Annotated in this window: 14 protein-coding genes; 13 read left to right on the top strand and 1 reads right to left on the bottom strand. The window is 43.3% G+C overall.

Annotated elements, in window-relative coordinates; translation table 11 throughout:
- The first annotated feature begins 2 nt into the window (after positions 1–2).
- Positions 3–470 carry a DinB family protein gene (locus KFT32_RS04080; protein ID WP_211745836.1) on the top strand — a complete coding sequence of 156 codons (468 nt, stop codon included), beginning with the start codon at positions 3–5 and terminating at the stop codon, positions 468–470.
- 147 nt (positions 471–617) lie between these two features.
- On the top strand, positions 618–788 hold the full coding sequence (locus KFT32_RS04075; protein ID WP_211745835.1) for a hypothetical protein: 171 nt from the start codon (positions 618–620) through the stop codon (positions 786–788).
- A gap of 95 nt (positions 789–883) precedes the next feature.
- On the opposite strand, the gene KFT32_RS04070 is transcribed toward KFT32_RS04075, so the two are convergent.
- A complete protein-coding gene (locus KFT32_RS04070) occupies positions 884–1,123 on the bottom strand; it encodes a hypothetical protein (protein WP_211745834.1) in 240 nt (79 codons plus the stop codon).
- A gap of 413 nt (positions 1,124–1,536) precedes the next feature.
- On the opposite strand from KFT32_RS04070, the gene KFT32_RS04065 reads away from it, so the two are divergent.
- From KFT32_RS04065 to hrpB, 11 genes are all read left to right on the top strand, one after another.
- A complete protein-coding gene (locus KFT32_RS04065; protein ID WP_211745833.1) occupies positions 1,537–1,857 on the top strand; it encodes a hypothetical protein in 321 nt (106 codons plus the stop codon).
- 18 nt (positions 1,858–1,875) lie between these two features.
- The gene (gene essC / locus KFT32_RS04060; RefSeq protein ID WP_211745832.1) at positions 1,876–5,865 is read left to right on the top strand and encodes a type VII secretion protein EssC; all 3,990 of its coding nucleotides are present in this window, start codon (positions 1,876–1,878) and stop codon (positions 5,863–5,865) included.
- Between the two features lie 16 nt (positions 5,866–5,881).
- A complete protein-coding gene (locus KFT32_RS04055) occupies positions 5,882–6,709 on the top strand; it encodes a hypothetical protein (protein ID WP_211745831.1) in 828 nt (275 codons plus the stop codon).
- A 6-nt stretch (positions 6,710–6,715) separates the two neighbouring features.
- Positions 6,716–7,234, top strand: coding sequence for a WXG100 family type VII secretion target (locus KFT32_RS04050; RefSeq protein WP_211745830.1), 519 nt, complete (start codon positions 6,716–6,718; stop codon positions 7,232–7,234).
- 236 nt (positions 7,235–7,470) lie between these two features.
- Positions 7,471–7,746, top strand: coding sequence for a WXG100 family type VII secretion target (locus tag KFT32_RS04045; protein ID WP_211745829.1), 276 nt, complete (start codon positions 7,471–7,473; stop codon positions 7,744–7,746).
- 131 nt (positions 7,747–7,877) lie between these two features.
- Entirely contained in the window at positions 7,878–10,064 is a 2,187-nt protein-coding gene (locus KFT32_RS04040) for a hypothetical protein (RefSeq protein ID WP_211745828.1), read from the top strand.
- Positions 10,065–10,105: 41 nt separating this feature from the next.
- Complete coding sequence (locus KFT32_RS04035; RefSeq protein WP_211745827.1) at positions 10,106–10,858, top strand: vWA domain-containing protein; 753 nt, start codon at positions 10,106–10,108, stop codon at positions 10,856–10,858.
- 13 nt (positions 10,859–10,871) lie between these two features.
- On the top strand, positions 10,872–11,711 hold the full coding sequence (locus tag KFT32_RS04030; protein WP_211745826.1) for a PP2C family serine/threonine-protein phosphatase: 840 nt from the start codon (positions 10,872–10,874) through the stop codon (positions 11,709–11,711).
- Between the two features lie 89 nt (positions 11,712–11,800).
- Positions 11,801–12,610, top strand: coding sequence for an SDR family oxidoreductase (locus tag KFT32_RS04025; protein WP_211745825.1), 810 nt, complete (start codon positions 11,801–11,803; stop codon positions 12,608–12,610).
- A gap of 195 nt (positions 12,611–12,805) precedes the next feature.
- Positions 12,806–13,180 (top strand): DnaJ family domain-containing protein, encoded by a 375-nt coding sequence (locus KFT32_RS04020; RefSeq protein WP_211745824.1) that lies wholly within the window; start codon positions 12,806–12,808, stop codon positions 13,178–13,180.
- Positions 13,181–13,216: 36 nt separating this feature from the next.
- Entirely contained in the window at positions 13,217–15,745 is a 2,529-nt protein-coding gene (gene hrpB / locus KFT32_RS04015; protein WP_211745823.1) for an ATP-dependent helicase HrpB, read from the top strand.
- Positions 15,746–15,781 lie beyond the last annotated feature (36 nt).

Here is a 15,781-nt window from a genome sequence, read left to right as displayed (position 1 = left end):
ACATGACTACAAATGTAATCGGTTCTATTTTACTTCAACTCGATCAGAATGAATCCAAGGAAGATTGGTATGCGACACTTATGAAAGTATTAGACGGGGTGAATGCAGAACTTGCTTCATGGCAGCCAGGCGGGAGTGTGAATACGATATGGCAGACACTGCGGCATATGAACTATTACAATAACAGAGTACTAAGTACATTAAAGGGAGAAGCTCTTCCTAATAATGATATGACGAATGAAGCGACTTTCGGAGCACCAGGAGATCCGACTGACGATATAGGATTTCAAAATTGTTGTGAGCAAAGCTTTGAAATATATAAGGGGATTCGTAAAGAATTAGAGAAACAAAGGAAAAATCAAACGATGGATGACAAGTATGTTCATGAATATTTACCTTTATGGACTCAGCACGATGCTTACCATATAGGACAAATTGTGGTTCTACGTAAACTTCGAGAAGCTTGGTAATTGCTAATCAATTTCCTCCTCATTTTTTTAAGTAAACAACAAAAACCTGTTTCAAATATGTAAATAAATGGTTAATGGAAAGTGCCGGAACAATGCGTATTTTTACAGTCACTTGGGAACGCCAAATGAAAAAGGAGGCTGTCACGTATGTCCAACTCCATTGACCGTTTTATTATTAGGAAATTAAATAGTTGCCAAGAAGAACATACAAAAGAACATCTGTTAGAACTGTTTATGATCCGAATCGAGATGGCGGAGCGAACGGAGGAGCTAATGACTCGGCGCAAATCCGTTTTTACATTTGGATATGTGTCTTAAAAACATAGGTGTAAAAGAGGGCTTCTGAGGGTAGAAGTCTTCTTTTTTTTGAGCGAGGATCTTTATGTTTTGTTACAAAACAAAAACACCATCCCTTAATAAAGGGATAGTGCCAATGTGTCATTCTCGCTGATGCTGTGCAAAATAGCTTCACTTCCAATAATTTCGATACTAATTAGCGTATTTAAACATTTCTGCAATGCACGTTTGCCGTGATTAATCTTTGTTTCCAAAGCACTGCTAAGTAGTTTTAGAGTCTTTTGGACAGGTTGTTTGTTTTCTGGGTTAAAATAAACTGGGATTCTTTTGTCTTGGAAAAAAATTAATGTTCTCATTGAAATCACCTCAACTAGATTACTAGAGCTATTTCATATTGCTAATCATATATTCCGTTGCTTAAAATTACCTTAAAATTAGCTTATATAAACATAAAGAACAGTAACGTTTGCAAAGTGTTCACAATTAGGTTGTGAACAACAGGTTATCTCGCTTTTTATTTGAAGAGTGAAAAATAAAGGTTTTATTGTCGAACGAGATCAACTCTAATAGATTGATTTAAAAATAAGTAAGTCTATAGTAACAGTTTTGACTTATGAAACTAGGTAATTAGCTTTAAAAATGAATTCTTAACATTGCAAATAAGTATCTTCTGTAAGAAAATATGATAGATTAAGGGATAAGCTTATTCGTCAAAATATGTGAAATATTGTTTAGGACGATGGACATAGCCAAAAAGGGTGTGAATGGGATGATTCTCACAGTAGTTCAAGGCAGGCAGGGAAGTGAGTGGTTTGATCTTGAAGTTCCAGATGAGAGCACAATTCAGTATTTCAAATCTGTACTTGCTGTTCGATTATTTAATGAGCCGCCACAAGATCATGTTCAATATATAGTAGAAGCAAAATTTCCTGGAGCTCATTGGTTTGTGCTTCCGGATACGAAACAGCTTTCCGAAACAGGACTCCGAGAAGGAAGTTATGTCAGATTACAAAAAACGTTCTCTACGACAGAAAAAGAAGCTCCTGTGATCGGTAAACGTCTTTTATTTCAATCAGGATCTCTTACATAGCCTAGAGGAGGAACTTAAATGAATATTCTATATCAGCGTTCCCCCCGAATGAAGGAAGTGCTCAAGAAAGAAACGGTAGAGATTTTGCGACCTCCCGTTGAACCGAACAAACCAACATTTTCTCTTATTTCTATTATAATACCTATCGTAATGACTGCCGTTACGGTTAGTTTGTATTTCTATTTAAGCAGGTCTGGAAAACTCGGTAACAGTAGTTTCATGACGATCCAGATGGTCATGATGTCGATGATGCTGATGACCTATACCATTCCTTTTTTTGTTTACTTAAGCAACAAGAAGGACTACAAGCGGAAGATCGAAGAGAGAGATCAGATGTATCGGTCAGAGCTTCAGAAACATCGGGATGAGCTGACACTTGAAGCGCAGCGGCAGGTACAGGTGATGCATGAAATTCATGGAGATCCTGATGTATGCTGTCAGATTGTGAAAAACAGACATAGTTCTTTGTGGGAACGTTCCCCCGATGATATTGACTTCTTACAAGTTCGTGCAGGACTTGGAGAAGTACCGTTTCGTATTACGGTTGTTCCTCCTAGGCAGGACGGATATGAGAAAGAACCACTGATTGAAGCGGCTCATGAACTTGCGGAAGATTTTCGTATGGTGAAAGAAGCTTCCATAGTTCTTCCAATTTATGAATCCAAAGTAGTCGGAATCGTTGGTGAACGGGAAGATGTTCTGTCCATGTTACGAGTTCTCGTTACTCAACTAACGACACGTCATTCACCGGATGAAATGAAACTTGCTGCTTTTTATGAAGATAAAGAGGCAGATGAATGGGAATGGATGCGCTGGTTGCCTCATTTTTGGGATGATGAACGTGATCTGAGATATATGGCGGATCGTCACAATGGGGTTCACCAGTTGGCAGATAATCTGTATACATCACTGCATCGTCGTAAAATGACTCGAAAGGAACGGGGAAAGAAAAGCCCAGATCTTCCGTGCTACGTAGTTTTGTTATCGGAAAGAGACATTATTGAAGAGGAACCTTTACTTCCACTTATTCTAGAAGATGCAGAGGCAATTACGACATGTACAATCATTCTTGCTTCACGTAAAGAACATCTTCCTATGCATTGTCAGTTAGTTGTCGAAGCCGGTAAAAAAGAAGGAAGTTATTCTAAAAAGACGGAGCAAGCGGATGTGATACATCAATCATTTGTTCCCGATCGAATGAGTAAGGAAGAAGCGGAAATCAGTGCAAGACATTTGGCACCTCTTCGCTTGAAACGTTCTTCAGCTTCGGATATACCGCCGCTGCTTCCTTTGTTTGATATGATGGAGGTATCAAGAGTCGAGCAACTGGATGTAGCATCTAGATGGTCAAGCAACAGGCATCCCAATACGCTTCCCGTGCCGATGGGAGTTCGTGCAGGTGGGAAACGTGTATTCATTAATCTCCATGACAAAATAGAACGACAAGGGCATGGTCCTCATGGCCTTATTGCGGGTACAACCGGTTCAGGAAAAAGTGAGGTTATTCAATCAATTGTTGCTTCTCTTGCTTCTGAGTTTCATCCACATGATCTTGCATTCATGCTAATTGATTATAAAGGTGGAGGCATGTCGAACACGTTTAATAAACTCCCTCATGTGGTAGGTACGATAACGAATCTCGATCAATCTTTGATGGAGAGAGCTAAAATTTCACTGCGTGCGGAGCTCGTTAGAAGACAAAAACTTCTGAATGATGCAGGAAATCTGCAACATATTGATGAGTATTATAAATGGCTTGATTCCCATCATGCCGCACCGCTCCCTCATCTTGTCATTATTATTGATGAGTTTGCTCAGCTCAAAAGAGAACAACCGGAATTTATGGATGAACTGATCAGCATTGCCGCGATCGGCAGGACGCTGGGGGTTCATCTCATTCTGGCAACGCAGAAACCAGCTGGGGTCGTTGATGATAAAATCTGGAGTAACTCAAGATTTCGTATTTGTTTAAGGGTACAAAGCGAAGGCGATAGTCGGGATATGATTAAAATACCGAACGCAGCTTGGATTACAAAGCCAGGGCGAGGATATTTTCAGGTTGGAAGTGATGAAGTATTTGAAGAAATGCAGTTCGCTTGGAGCGGGGCACCTTATACATCGAACACGGATGACAGTGCCTCTTCCCTTCCGCTGATGGAGGTGCGGCTTAACGGCAAACGTGAACCTTTGCTTACTGGTGAGCGCGTGACTATGATGAAATCAGAGGGTTCTTCCAAACAGTTGCAAGTATTTATTGATTATATAGCTGAAATTGCTGAGCAAAATGGGATCGAGCGTTTACAAGGACCTTGGCTGCCACCATTACCAGAAGCTGTTGATTTGGATTTTGTTTCTTCCCAAGTTGCTAAAACCAGTCATGAACCGGGGGAAGTGATGTCTTGGGAACCTGTCGTAGGATTACTAGATGATCTACCCAATCAAAGGCAGGTACCTTTGCAGATTTCACTAAGCTCTGGACACTATGCAGTTTACGGAATGCCGGGACTTGGTAAAACGACGTTTGTTCAAACCATTCTGATGTCACTAGCCCAGAACAACCGTAGCCTTTGGCACGGATATATCATTGATATGGGCCGTATGATGAGAGAATTCAACAATCTGCCTCAGATTGGCGGTGTAATGACCGCAGAGGATGATGACCGGATTAAACGCTTATTCCGCTATTTGTCTAAAGTGTTTGTGCAAAGGCGAGAATTCATCTCCGAGGCAGGCGTCAAGACCATTTCTGCATATCGTAGAGGAACAGGACAACAGATTCCTCAAATCGTAGTCGTGATAGATGGATATTTGTCATTCCGTAATTCTTACCCAGATGAGAACGAACAGCTTGAAGTTCTTCTGAGAGAAGGAACCAGCCTAGGCATTACGTTCATAATTACGGCGAATCGGATTACAGACATATTTGAAAAAGTAAGAAGTAATATTTCTAATGCTATTTCATTTGAAATGGCTGATCCGAGTGATTACTATTATGCAGTGGGTAGGCCAGCGCGAGTTCCCAATGGCTATCCGCCAGGTAGAGCGCTCATTAAAGGCCAGATCCCTCCGCTTGAATTCCAAGTTGCCCTTCCTGTATCGGGTAGGGAAGAGTCTGAGCGAGCCGAACAATTGAAGGTACTTGTTCAAACGATCAAAAATGAGTATTTCGGTACGGAAGTACCGCAAATCGAACCTTTACCAGAAGTAGTGACACTTTCGGAACTTCTTCCTGTTCAGGCGAGGTCACAGGAGGAAACCACCATCTTTAAAGTACCGGTGGGACTTATGACAGATGATCTTGAAGTGTTCCATATTAGTCTGCGTGAAGGCCCTCACTTTATGGTGGCCAGTCCACTGGAGGGCGGAAAATCGAGCTTTTTAATGACCTGGATGTTATCTCTTGCTTATCATCATTCACCGGATCAGTTAAATATGTATACCATTGATACGCGATATGGCGAGCATGGATTGGGCCAATTAAAAGAACTGCCACATGTTTGTAGACATGCAGCCCGTGAAGAGGAACTTGCGCCCCTTATCCAAGAGGTATACGAGCGGGTAATGAAGCTTTCATCTGAAGCCTGTGGTCCTGAAATCGTATTATTTATTGATGATGCCGATACTTTGGCCAAACAGATGAATGATTTTACGATGAAAGACCAGCTAGGTGCGATTGTAAGGCAGGGGAGAGATCGGGGAGTTCATGTAGTACTTGCTGGAGTGGCAGCAGATTTCCCTACTTTTGGAGCTGATTGGGTAACAGATGTGAAAGCATCACAAAGTGGATTACTGTTCGGGACCCTTGACCCGAACGATCTATCCTCCTTCCGTATACCATATTCAGAATCGAGTGCGGGAACGAATGGTCTGAAAGTCCTTCCACCAGGGCAAGGGTACTATGTAAAAAGAAGATTTTCTAGGATTAAAGCTGCGCTGCCATGGAATAACACTAAAGAATGTGCGGAATGGATTAAAAAAATTCGTGACCGATGGCATGTTGTAGTTTGAAGGGAGGTGGCTCATAATGTTGACGGTTCATCATTCCAAACAGAAGGTAGTAACACTGGAACGAACAGAGCTGTTTTTTCTGGCCGGAATCTTAGGATCTGATCGATTGCTTGGTATTGATGATCCCTTTGTAGGATATTTGACAGAAGATATTGTTAAGGAATGGGACAAGGTTAAGGAAACATTGCTGCAAAAAGGATATTTGATTCAAGATGAAGGCTCCAGTGATATCACGATGACACCAACCGTATTTTCTAGAGTAGCCATTGCAGGATTATCCTCAAGAGCATTCCGTTTTCAATTGGAAGAAAAGGGTAGTAGTTATGAAGGATACCTGCACTGCACGAATGAACGCGTAGTGGAAGTGATCCGAACACAAGAAGAGCCGATAACCTACCAATTATCGGATCTTGGTAATGTAGAACAGGCATGTGAGAATGTTGTTAATAGAATTAACTGGAGTTCAGAAAATATAAGCGAAAATATTCCAGCGTTAATGTTCTCGAAGAAAAAGTTCTATGAGAATATGAAACAACATCAGGAATGGGGGACCTTGAGTAAGGCTCTCGCTGAAGACTGTCATGACAGTCAGGGAGCTGATGCTCTCGCGAAAACAATCGTAGAACAGCAGTCTGAAGGGGAATTCCAGTTGCTTGTCTGGAATGGACATGAGTGGGAATCTCAGTCCGCTGCTTTTATATCCGATGCTTCAGCGAACTGGTTGCTGCGCATGAGTACGGTTGGAAAAGGGGACTGGCTTGTTGCTTCTCCAGCAACAAAAGAACAATTTAAAGATATGCTTCTCGATTGGCTGAATCAGCCTGTAGATCATGAAGAAAGGTGATGCATTATGCGCATTCGTGTGGAACCGAATGTGCTTCGAACGCTTAGCAGTCAATTAAAGCTCGCGGCGGAGCAAATTCAGCAAACTATTGTTGTTTTGGAAAGAGCTCTCAGTTCAATCGAGGGAGACACGGCTGTTCATGAAGGAATTGTGTATGAGTGGATGAGATCAAAGCAGCTTGCTGCATTTATCGAATCAGAGCTTGAGAGATTTAGCTCCGAATTGTCGCGTAAGGCGGAAGATTTTGCTCGTGCAGACGAGGATTATCATACGATTTTAACTTATGTTGATTATTCTAACGTCTCACCCATGCGCATGCTCCAATCTGAGCAGATCACTTCTCTAAGAAATAATGAATTAACATCTTTTGCCGTGTCTAATCCTAGGTCCGCTGTCATGGCCATTCATCAGTCTTTTAACAGCACAGAAGATAGAAATGGGATAGGAGTACTCCTTCAAGCTTCTGAAACAAATCCGAGAGGATGGAGTTTCAAGGACCCAGCTATAGGAGAAAAGGCGGGTTAAGCAAAGAACACAACTTCCTTATTAGATTCTCGATTGCGAAAAAAATGGTAAATTAGTCAATGCTAATATTTATGGTAATCCTTTATAAACTCATTGTTTGCAGAAGTTTCATTCTTACCAAATTGGGTTTATTTACAATTAGGACCAATGACTTTAGACAGGACTAAAGTCATTTTGGTACAATTTTATTAGAAATTAACTAATATTTGGTGAAAATGAAGGAGGAAGATCATTTTATGTCAGGACGTATTCTCATATCCCCAGAACAAGTGGATCAAGTAGCTAATCAATTCAAGCAAAGTGGTGAGCAAAGTCAACAAATCGTTTCCAGCTTGACTCAATCCATTAACAGTATGGAAGGTCAATGGGAAGGGATGACGAAACAACGCTTCTTCACCGAGTTTCAAGAAGCAAGCAAGCAAATGCAAAGTTTTGTTCAAACATTGAACAGCATTAGCACAGAGCTTAATGCTATTGCTCAGAAATTCCGTTCTGTTGACCAATCTCGCTAATTTGCGTGTGGATTAGATTTAATGTACTTATACTTACTTAATTAAAACCGAAGTTTTCTCCAACCTAGAAACCGGAAGTTTACATAACTTCCGGTTTTCTTGCATCGATAACGAAAAAGAGAGGGATGTTCATGTCTTTTCAACCCAATCCCGGGGATCAGATCCATATTAATGGTATCACTTACCTGGTGGGTCAACATCCGGCTGCCCCGGGCATCGCATATGCACAGACGGGAAGGCAAGGTACAGTCTATAAATTAATACCTGCCGATGGTAATGAATACGAATCTAAAGCGTTAAAAGTGTTTTTTCCAAAGTTCCGTGTTCCAGCCATGGTCTATCAATCTGAACAGATGGAAAAGTACAGTGAAGTGTCAGGCTTGCAGGTTTGTAATCGTGACGTGCTCACTCCTGAAAGAAACGGAAAATTAATTAGTGAGCATGGGGATTTACTATACTCAGTGCTTATGCCATGGATCAGTGGGATTACCTGGTTTGATATCATATGTGACAAGAAACTTTTGACTCCTAGTGAAAGTCTGACACTTGCAGCTTCATTTGCGGGGATTGGATCAGCGATGGAGCAAAGAGGGATTGCACATTGTGATTTATCGGCGCCCAATGTGCTTATTCCGTTTTTTTCCGAAGTTGAACAGCCTGAAGGCTCTTCAGCAGTGGAATTGGTTGATGTGGAGCAAATATATAGTCCCAAAATGGATAGACCGGATGCCTTGCTTGCAGGCTCAGCAGGATATGCGGCGCATCGTATCGTAAATAGCGGGTTATGGAGCAGTTATGCTGATCGTTTTGCAGGGGCTGTTATTCTAGCTGAGATGCTTGGTTACAGTGATCAGGATATCGTTCAAAGGACTTACGGAGAAAGTTATTTTGATCAGCGTGAACTCCAAACGAGCTGCGACAGATATATAAAGCTGCTACAATTTTTGGAACGAAGATATGGTCGCAAAATTTCAGAATTATTCAGTAGAGCATGGAATAGTCAAGATCTTAGTAGTTGTCCTACTTTTGGAGAATGGCTGATCGCCATATCGACCATTGAACTGCAACCGGAAGTAGCAGACTTGGATGAAAGTCTTAAGAACTCTTCTGAAAAAGAACATGTTCCAACAGGATTTATATATAGTGATGAAGGCAAGAATGAACTTCCTTCTAAGGATATGCAGCAGAAGAACAGTGAATTTGATACAGCTGTAGTACCTCTTGCCCATGATACTGTCACAAACAGGATTTGGACTGAGCAGGAAATACAACAGGCAATCAAGGATGCGAGAGTTCTCGAAAATCAAGGTGAGTATGTTCTAGCAATGGAAAAGTACCAATCTGTCCTGCCTAACACACAATCAGGCAGCGCAGTATTTGTTGAAATATCAGCGGCTATAAAGCAGCTAGAACGTGATCAACTTCAAAAGGAAGAGAGCCAAACACCGAAAGCCCCGTTATTCTTTCTTCGTAATCGAAAGATTCTAATTGCGGCGGCGGCTGTAGCTGTGGTTGGGGCTATCGCTATTCCTGGTATGCATACGCTTGCAGATCGAGCAGAGACGAAGCAAGCTTTGGCCCAGCAAGAGGCGCAGCAGCTCAAAGAGCAGGAAGAAATGAAGAAACAGGCAGAAGCACAGCAGGCGCAAGAGGCAGCAAAGCTCGCAGAAGAAAAAAAGAAGCAGGAAGCCGAAGCGCTCGCCAAAAAGAATGCAGATGAAGTAGCAGCGAAACTAACGGCGCAAAAAGAGAAGGCTGCCTTACAGGAGAAGTATGAGAAACAAGCGAAATATGAAGCTTATCTTGCCAAGGTAGCAGCTCAAAAAGAAGCGGCCGAAAAAGCAGAACTGCAAGAGAAGTACGAGAAACAAGCCAAGTATGAAAAATATGTAGCAGAACAACAAGCTAAAAAAGCGAAACAAGCGGAAGAATCTAAAAAGCAAAAAGAAGCAGCCGCGAAACTAGCGGCCCAAAAAGCAGCTGAACAGAAATTAGCAGCCCAAAAGGCAGCCGCTCAGAAAGCAGCCGCTCAGAAAGCAGCTCAAAAAGCTGCTGCTGAGAAAAAGGCAAAAGAAGAAGCGGCAGCACTAAAGAAAAAACGTGCAGAGAACGTAGTTCAACTCATTGCTTCCTATAATCTGGCTTACAATGCCCAGCAAGGACGTAAAATTGAGAGTGCAAGAACTCATGCGAGAGCTTTTATGGATCGCTATGAAAAGGATGCCAGCTACTACAGTGGAGTGGGTAAAATTTCGGAACGAGTAAAACATATCAAGAAATTTATTAGTAATCGAAGTTACCGGCTACCTGATATTTGATCAATAACATTTTTATTTATTTTTCAGAGGAGAAGGAACAAATGAATTATACGATACAAGCGTCGCAGCGTACTCCTGCGCTGATCATTTATTTAATTGATATTAGTGCATCCATGAATATGATGATGGATAACCGTAGACGGATGGATATCGTGTACGATGCTTTATCTCTGGCCATTCGTCAAATGGTTTTTCGTTCGACGAAGGGAAATAGACTTACTCCAAGATATCGAATTGCGATTCTTGCTTATAGTGATGATGTGTATGATTTACTTGGCGGTGTAAAAGGAATCGATGAGATTGCTGCGATTGGTTCTATCCCGGATCTAACACCTATGCGTTTTTCTGACTCAGCTAAAGCATTTCTTCAGGCAGAAAAAATATTGCAGAGTGAGCTTCCACACATGCAAGACTGTCCAGCACCTCTGATCTGTCATATGACAGACGGCGTTGCCACGGGCGAGGATCCGGAGCCAATTGCGAGACGCATTATGGATATGAGTGTACCAGACGGGAATGTACTCATAGAGAATATATTTATATCCGATCATCTACTGGATACACCCATCACCGAGCCACGAAGATGGGGTGGAATTCTTGAAGATACAGAGCTGAAAGATGAACATGGGGAGAAACTTCGCAATATGTCTTCGGTTCTTCCCGAAAGTTATCGGGAAATGCTGATAGAGGCAGATTATTTGTTGTCACCTGGTTCACTAATGATGCTGCCAGGCTCTTGTGCAGAACTAGTGTCTATAGGATTCCAAATGTCGGCGGCTACGCCGGTAAGGTAAGGAGGGGACGAGATTGAAGTCTTTGCGAGCATCGGTACCAGATCGAGGGAAATCCCTCTCTTCCGAAGAAACTTTCCATTATGTCAGTTCCCAGCATACAAACCAACCTTTATCTACGTATAAGGGGCAATGGTTCTGTCGATACGGATATGGCTTGTCATCCGAGTCGGCATCGTATGGAGATAGAGGACAGGATTTTGCCGCGATTCATATTGAGGGAGATGTGTGCACCTTTGTGCTTTGTGACGGAGTGTCTATGAGTTATCACGGAGATTTTGCAGCAAAATATCTCGGAGAGGCTTTATTTGCCTGGATGAACGAAACCAAAGACTGGTCCTCCTCTTTGTTGTATCAATTTCTGATGAGTCTTACCATTCCTGCTTCTAGGGAACTTAGCAATTACGAAGGAAGTCAGAACGCTAACATGCCTATATTACTTCGGGAAGTTCTGGAAACCAAGAAGAAACAAGGAAGCCAGTCCATGTACATCTGCGGTAAAATTAAGTTAGCAGGTAAAAAAAGAAGCACGCTGCAACTTGCTTGGCAAGGGGACTCTAGAATTCGACTGTTCCGTAACGGGACAGAAATAGATCTCTCTTTTGAAAAGACTAGGGCTACGGCTGAGCGGTGGTCTACGGCCGAAGGTCCCGTAGGGGGAAGTCCTCATGTGTGTGAACAGACTTTTTCTTCAGGAGAGGATCTTGTCCTTCGGTTATACACGGACGGGATGGGAGAACTTGATCCCATTGGTATTCATCTACCCGATGAGGAAATACAGGTACTGATGGATGCACCTCATACAGGCGGGCTCGAAGATGACGCTGCTTTTATTGAATTGAACTGGAAATCATAAATCTTTGTTAAATATTCGCTCCTTTGGGCAGGCTGTCTAAGAGAATTTCCAAATTTCTCTGGACAGACTTTAAAAGGAGCGAATTTTTTATGTCAGCATCTTCGGAAGCAGGATTACGTTTTGTAGGAAAAACGGCTATTGTAACGGGAGCGGGTTCCGGAATCGGGAAAGCAGCAGCGTTGAAGCTGGCAAAAGAAGGGGCCAATGTAGCTTTATTTGACCTAATAGATCATCGAACGGACGAAACAGAACAACAAATTAAGAGATTAAACACGGGAAAAGTAGTCTCTTATGATGTGGACATATCCGACCCTAAGCGGGTAGAAAAAGCAGTAAAAGATACGGTGGCTGAGTTTGGCGGAATAGATATCATTTTTGCAAATGCAGGTATTAATGGTGTAGTTGCTCCCATAGAGGATATTGACGTTGAGGATTGGCATAACACGATGACTACGAATTTAGGGGGCACTTTTTTTACGGTGAAATTTGCATTACCTCATATGAAGAAAAGAAATGGAGGAAGTATTATCATTACCAGTTCCATTAATGGTAACTATACTTTTTCTAATATAGGAATGTCGGCGTACAGTACATCCAAGGCAGGACAAGTTGCTTTTGCTAAAATGGCTGCGCTTGAGCTTGCTAAGTTCAAAATCCGGGTGAACGTTATTTGTCCGGGTGCAATTTCAACCAATATTGATCAAAGTACAGAAAAATCAGATGAGCTTAGCGAAGTTTCTATAAAGATGGAATTTCCAGAAGGAAGAATACCTTTATCCGATGGACCTGGAAAACCGGAACAAGTAGCAGAATTGGTCGCTTTTTTGGCTTCTGATGCAGCACAGCACATTACGGGAGCTCAAATTGTGATTGATGGGGCTGAATCTCTTTTGAGTTAGTGTGAACCTATAAGAAGGTAGAAGAGGGATATTCGAAGCTAGGATTGCTTAGGAATTAGCAGAAACATAGGATACTCCCTAGTAGCTGATGCAAACTTTTAATTGAATAGAAAACCGTTTCCCTTGCGGGAGGCGGTTTTTTTCGCTATTTTATATACATTGACACTAGCGTATGGATGAAGGAGGGCTGAGCAGGTGGGATGGGTAGAACGACTCGCAGAACAGAAAATAGCGGAAGCCATGGAACGGGGAGATCTTGATAATCTGCCTGGTATGGGGAAACCATTGGAGCTGGAAGATTTGTCTCATGTACCGGAAGAACTGAGAGCCTCGTATAAAATACTGAAAAATGCAGGTGTTTTACCCGAAGAGCTACTCGTACAGCAGGATACAATCCAAATCCAGCAGTTAATTGCTGCTTGTACGAATAATACGGAGCTGCATGAACTGAAAAAGAGACTGACAGAACAACAATTACGGGTCCGGTTACTATTGGAACAGCGAGGGATTTATCAGAATCCTGCTTTAGCCCAGTATGAATCACAAATCCGCGCAAGATTGGAAGACTGATTAACAATATATCATCATGGAGAAAAGAGACCAGAAATGCCAATACATTTTAAAGAATCTAATAATGAACTCCCTATATTTAAAGTCATTCCAAAGCTTAAAAGCACATTTATAGATCACACATCTGCCGTTCTTATTGCAGAACCAGGCGCCGGGAAGACCACGGTCGTTCCTTTATCTCTTCTAGAAGAAGAGTGGATGAAAGATCAAAAAATAATAATGCTTGAACCTAGAAGACTAGCTGCCAAAAATGCTGCAACGAGGATGGCCCAAAGTTTAGGTGAGCCAGTGGGAAAAACCGTAGGTTATCGGGTCAGGATGGATAGTAAAGTTAGTAGTGCTACCCGAATAGAAGTAGTGACTGAAGGGATTTTGACACGAATGCTTCAAACGGATCAGGCACTGGAGGGGGCTGGGCTTCTCATTTTCGATGAGTTTCATGAACGCAATCTGCAGGGTGATCTAGCTCTTGCATTAGCCCTCGAAAGCCAATCTGTACTCCGTGAAGATTTACGAATTTTGGTCATGTCAGCGACACTAGAAGCCGAGCCTGTCGCTTCTCTGCTGGGGGATACTGACTTGATTACTTGTGAAGGAAGAACATTTCCAGTGGAAACGAAATATGTCCCGAAACCTCGAATCATGGATATGGAATCTCACATGGCAGATGTTATTCAAATGGCATTAGATCAGCAAGAAGGGGATGTTTTGGCTTTCTTACCTGGTGCAAAAGAAATTCACCGGGTGAAGAGGATGCTGGATGATAAAAAATGGGGATCAGAGGTAAAGGTATACCCGCTTTACGGAGCTTTATCTCAAATAGAACAGGATCAAGCGATCTCATCTTCTGGAGCTATGAACCGAAAAGTCGTTCTAGCTACAACGATAGCGGAATCCAGCTTAACCATTGATGGTATTGGTGCAGTGGTCGATAGTGGGTTAAGAAGAGATTCCATGTTTTCCTCCCGATCAGGAATGAGCCGCTTGGTGACGATTCCGATCTCTAAAGCTTCTGCAGAACAGCGAAAAGGACGGGCAGGAAGGACGTCAGCAGGTATCTGCTACCGTTTATGGAGTCGCTTGGAACAAGATGCCAGACCCGATAAAAACCGGCCAGAAGTGCTGACAGCCGATCTTGCACCCGTTGCACTTGAACTTGCAGTCTGGGGCGTGCAACACCCTGAAGAGCTCCGCTGGCTAGATGTCCCGCCAGCCGGACCCTATGAGGCAGCAAGTGCGCTGCTTCAGCAGCTGGGCTGCCTCACAGGCCGCGGCCAAGTAACGAGCCGCGGCAAGCATATCGCGGGGATGGGGACACATCCCCGCATTGGGCACATGCTGCTGCAAGCAGCGGAGCTCGGGCTGGCCAGAGATGCCAGCCTACTTGGCGCGCTATTGCAGCAAGGATCACCCCGCCTGCAAGATGCAGCGGCGGGATGGGATCTTCGCCCGCAGCTCGAGTATCTGCGGGCGGTTTCAGCTGCCGGCTTTGCCTCGGCAGCTTCCCGTGATGAGGCGCTGCTTCGCCGCCTCATGCAAGAGAGCCGCCAGCTGTACAGTGAGGTAGAGTCTCGCAAGATCGATAGCGAGACTCTACCTCCACAAGACAGCTGTGGCTTGCTGCTAGCCTTTGCCTATCCGGACCGGATCGGGCAAAGGAGAGAAGACGGCCGCTATCTGCTTGCTAGCGGCCGTGGAGTTCGGATCGCTTCGAACGCGCGCGACCTGGATGCTCCTTATCTTGTCGTTGCTGAAGCAGACGACCAAGGTGCGGATGGGGTGATTCGGACTTGTGCTCCGATCAAGCTTGAATACATGTACTCTTTTCTGAAAGAACTGATCGTGATCGAAGAAGACGTCTATTGGGATCAGAATACACGAAGTGTACGAGCAGTGAGAAGACAGAGACGAGGAGCCATTATCCTGAAAGAAATGGTTTACCCTGATCCGCCTGAGGAAGAGGTTTTGCAAGCTTTGCTTGGGGGGATCCGGACGGAAGGAGTATCATTACTTTCAATCGGTAAATCTACTCGTCAGCTTTTGGAGCGAATGCAATTTCTGCATGAAGCAGATCCTGCTTGGCCGGATATGTCAGATCCCTATCTTCTAGAATACTTACTGGATAAACTCCCACCTTATCTAGTTGGCGTACGTTCAGCAGCGGGTCTACAGAACATCTCGATTACATCCGTTATATTAGATAGTCTGTCGTGGGAAGACCGCCAAATACTGGAGCGGGAAGCCCCGACCCATTTTACCGTCCCTAGCGGCTCCAAAATTCCAATCAAATATGATGGTCAAGGTGGTCCTTATATTGCGGTCAGGCTGCAGGAAATGTTTGGTCTCATGGACAGCCCGCGTTTGGGACAAGGTCGTATTCCTTTAACAATTCATCTACTATCTCCTGCGCAAAGACCTGTACAAGTCACATCTGACCTCGCAAGCTTTTGGCGGGAAGGTTATTATGAGGTGAAAAAAGATTTGAAAGGAAGATATCCTAAACATTACTGGCCTGAACAGCCATTAGAAGCGGAAGCGACAAGTCGTGTAAAGCAAAAAAAATAATCCGTCCTTCTTTACATGTTGTTCCATGCAGACGTG

The organism is Paenibacillus sp. Marseille-Q4541, from assembly GCF_018310695.1.
Lineage (GTDB): Bacteria > Bacillota > Bacilli > Paenibacillales > Paenibacillaceae > Paenibacillus.
The sequence above is the reverse complement of the archived record's forward strand: the minus strand, read 5'-3'. Positions and strand labels throughout refer to the sequence as shown.

Coding starts and splice junctions, on each gene's coding strand:
- KFT32_RS04025 (WP_211745825.1), top strand. CDS start 11,801: ATGTCAGCATCTTCGGAAGCAGGATTACGTTTTGTAGGAAAAACGGCT.
- KFT32_RS04070 (WP_211745834.1), bottom strand. CDS start 1,123: ATGAGAACATTAATTTTTTTCCAAGACAAAAGAATCCCAGTTTATTTT.
- essC (WP_211745832.1), top strand. CDS start 1,876: ATGAATATTCTATATCAGCGTTCCCCCCGAATGAAGGAAGTGCTCAAG.
- KFT32_RS04040 (WP_211745828.1), top strand. CDS start 7,878: ATGTCTTTTCAACCCAATCCCGGGGATCAGATCCATATTAATGGTATC.
- KFT32_RS04045 (WP_211745829.1), top strand. CDS start 7,471: ATGTCAGGACGTATTCTCATATCCCCAGAACAAGTGGATCAAGTAGCT.
- KFT32_RS04080 (WP_211745836.1), top strand. CDS start 3: ATGACTACAAATGTAATCGGTTCTATTTTACTTCAACTCGATCAGAAT.
- hrpB (WP_211745823.1), top strand. CDS start 13,217: ATGCCAATACATTTTAAAGAATCTAATAATGAACTCCCTATATTTAAA.
- KFT32_RS04035 (WP_211745827.1), top strand. CDS start 10,106: ATGAATTATACGATACAAGCGTCGCAGCGTACTCCTGCGCTGATCATT.
- KFT32_RS04050 (WP_211745830.1), top strand. CDS start 6,716: ATGCGCATTCGTGTGGAACCGAATGTGCTTCGAACGCTTAGCAGTCAA.
- KFT32_RS04065 (WP_211745833.1), top strand. CDS start 1,537: ATGATTCTCACAGTAGTTCAAGGCAGGCAGGGAAGTGAGTGGTTTGAT.
- KFT32_RS04055 (WP_211745831.1), top strand. CDS start 5,882: ATGTTGACGGTTCATCATTCCAAACAGAAGGTAGTAACACTGGAACGA.
- KFT32_RS04075 (WP_211745835.1), top strand. CDS start 618: ATGTCCAACTCCATTGACCGTTTTATTATTAGGAAATTAAATAGTTGC.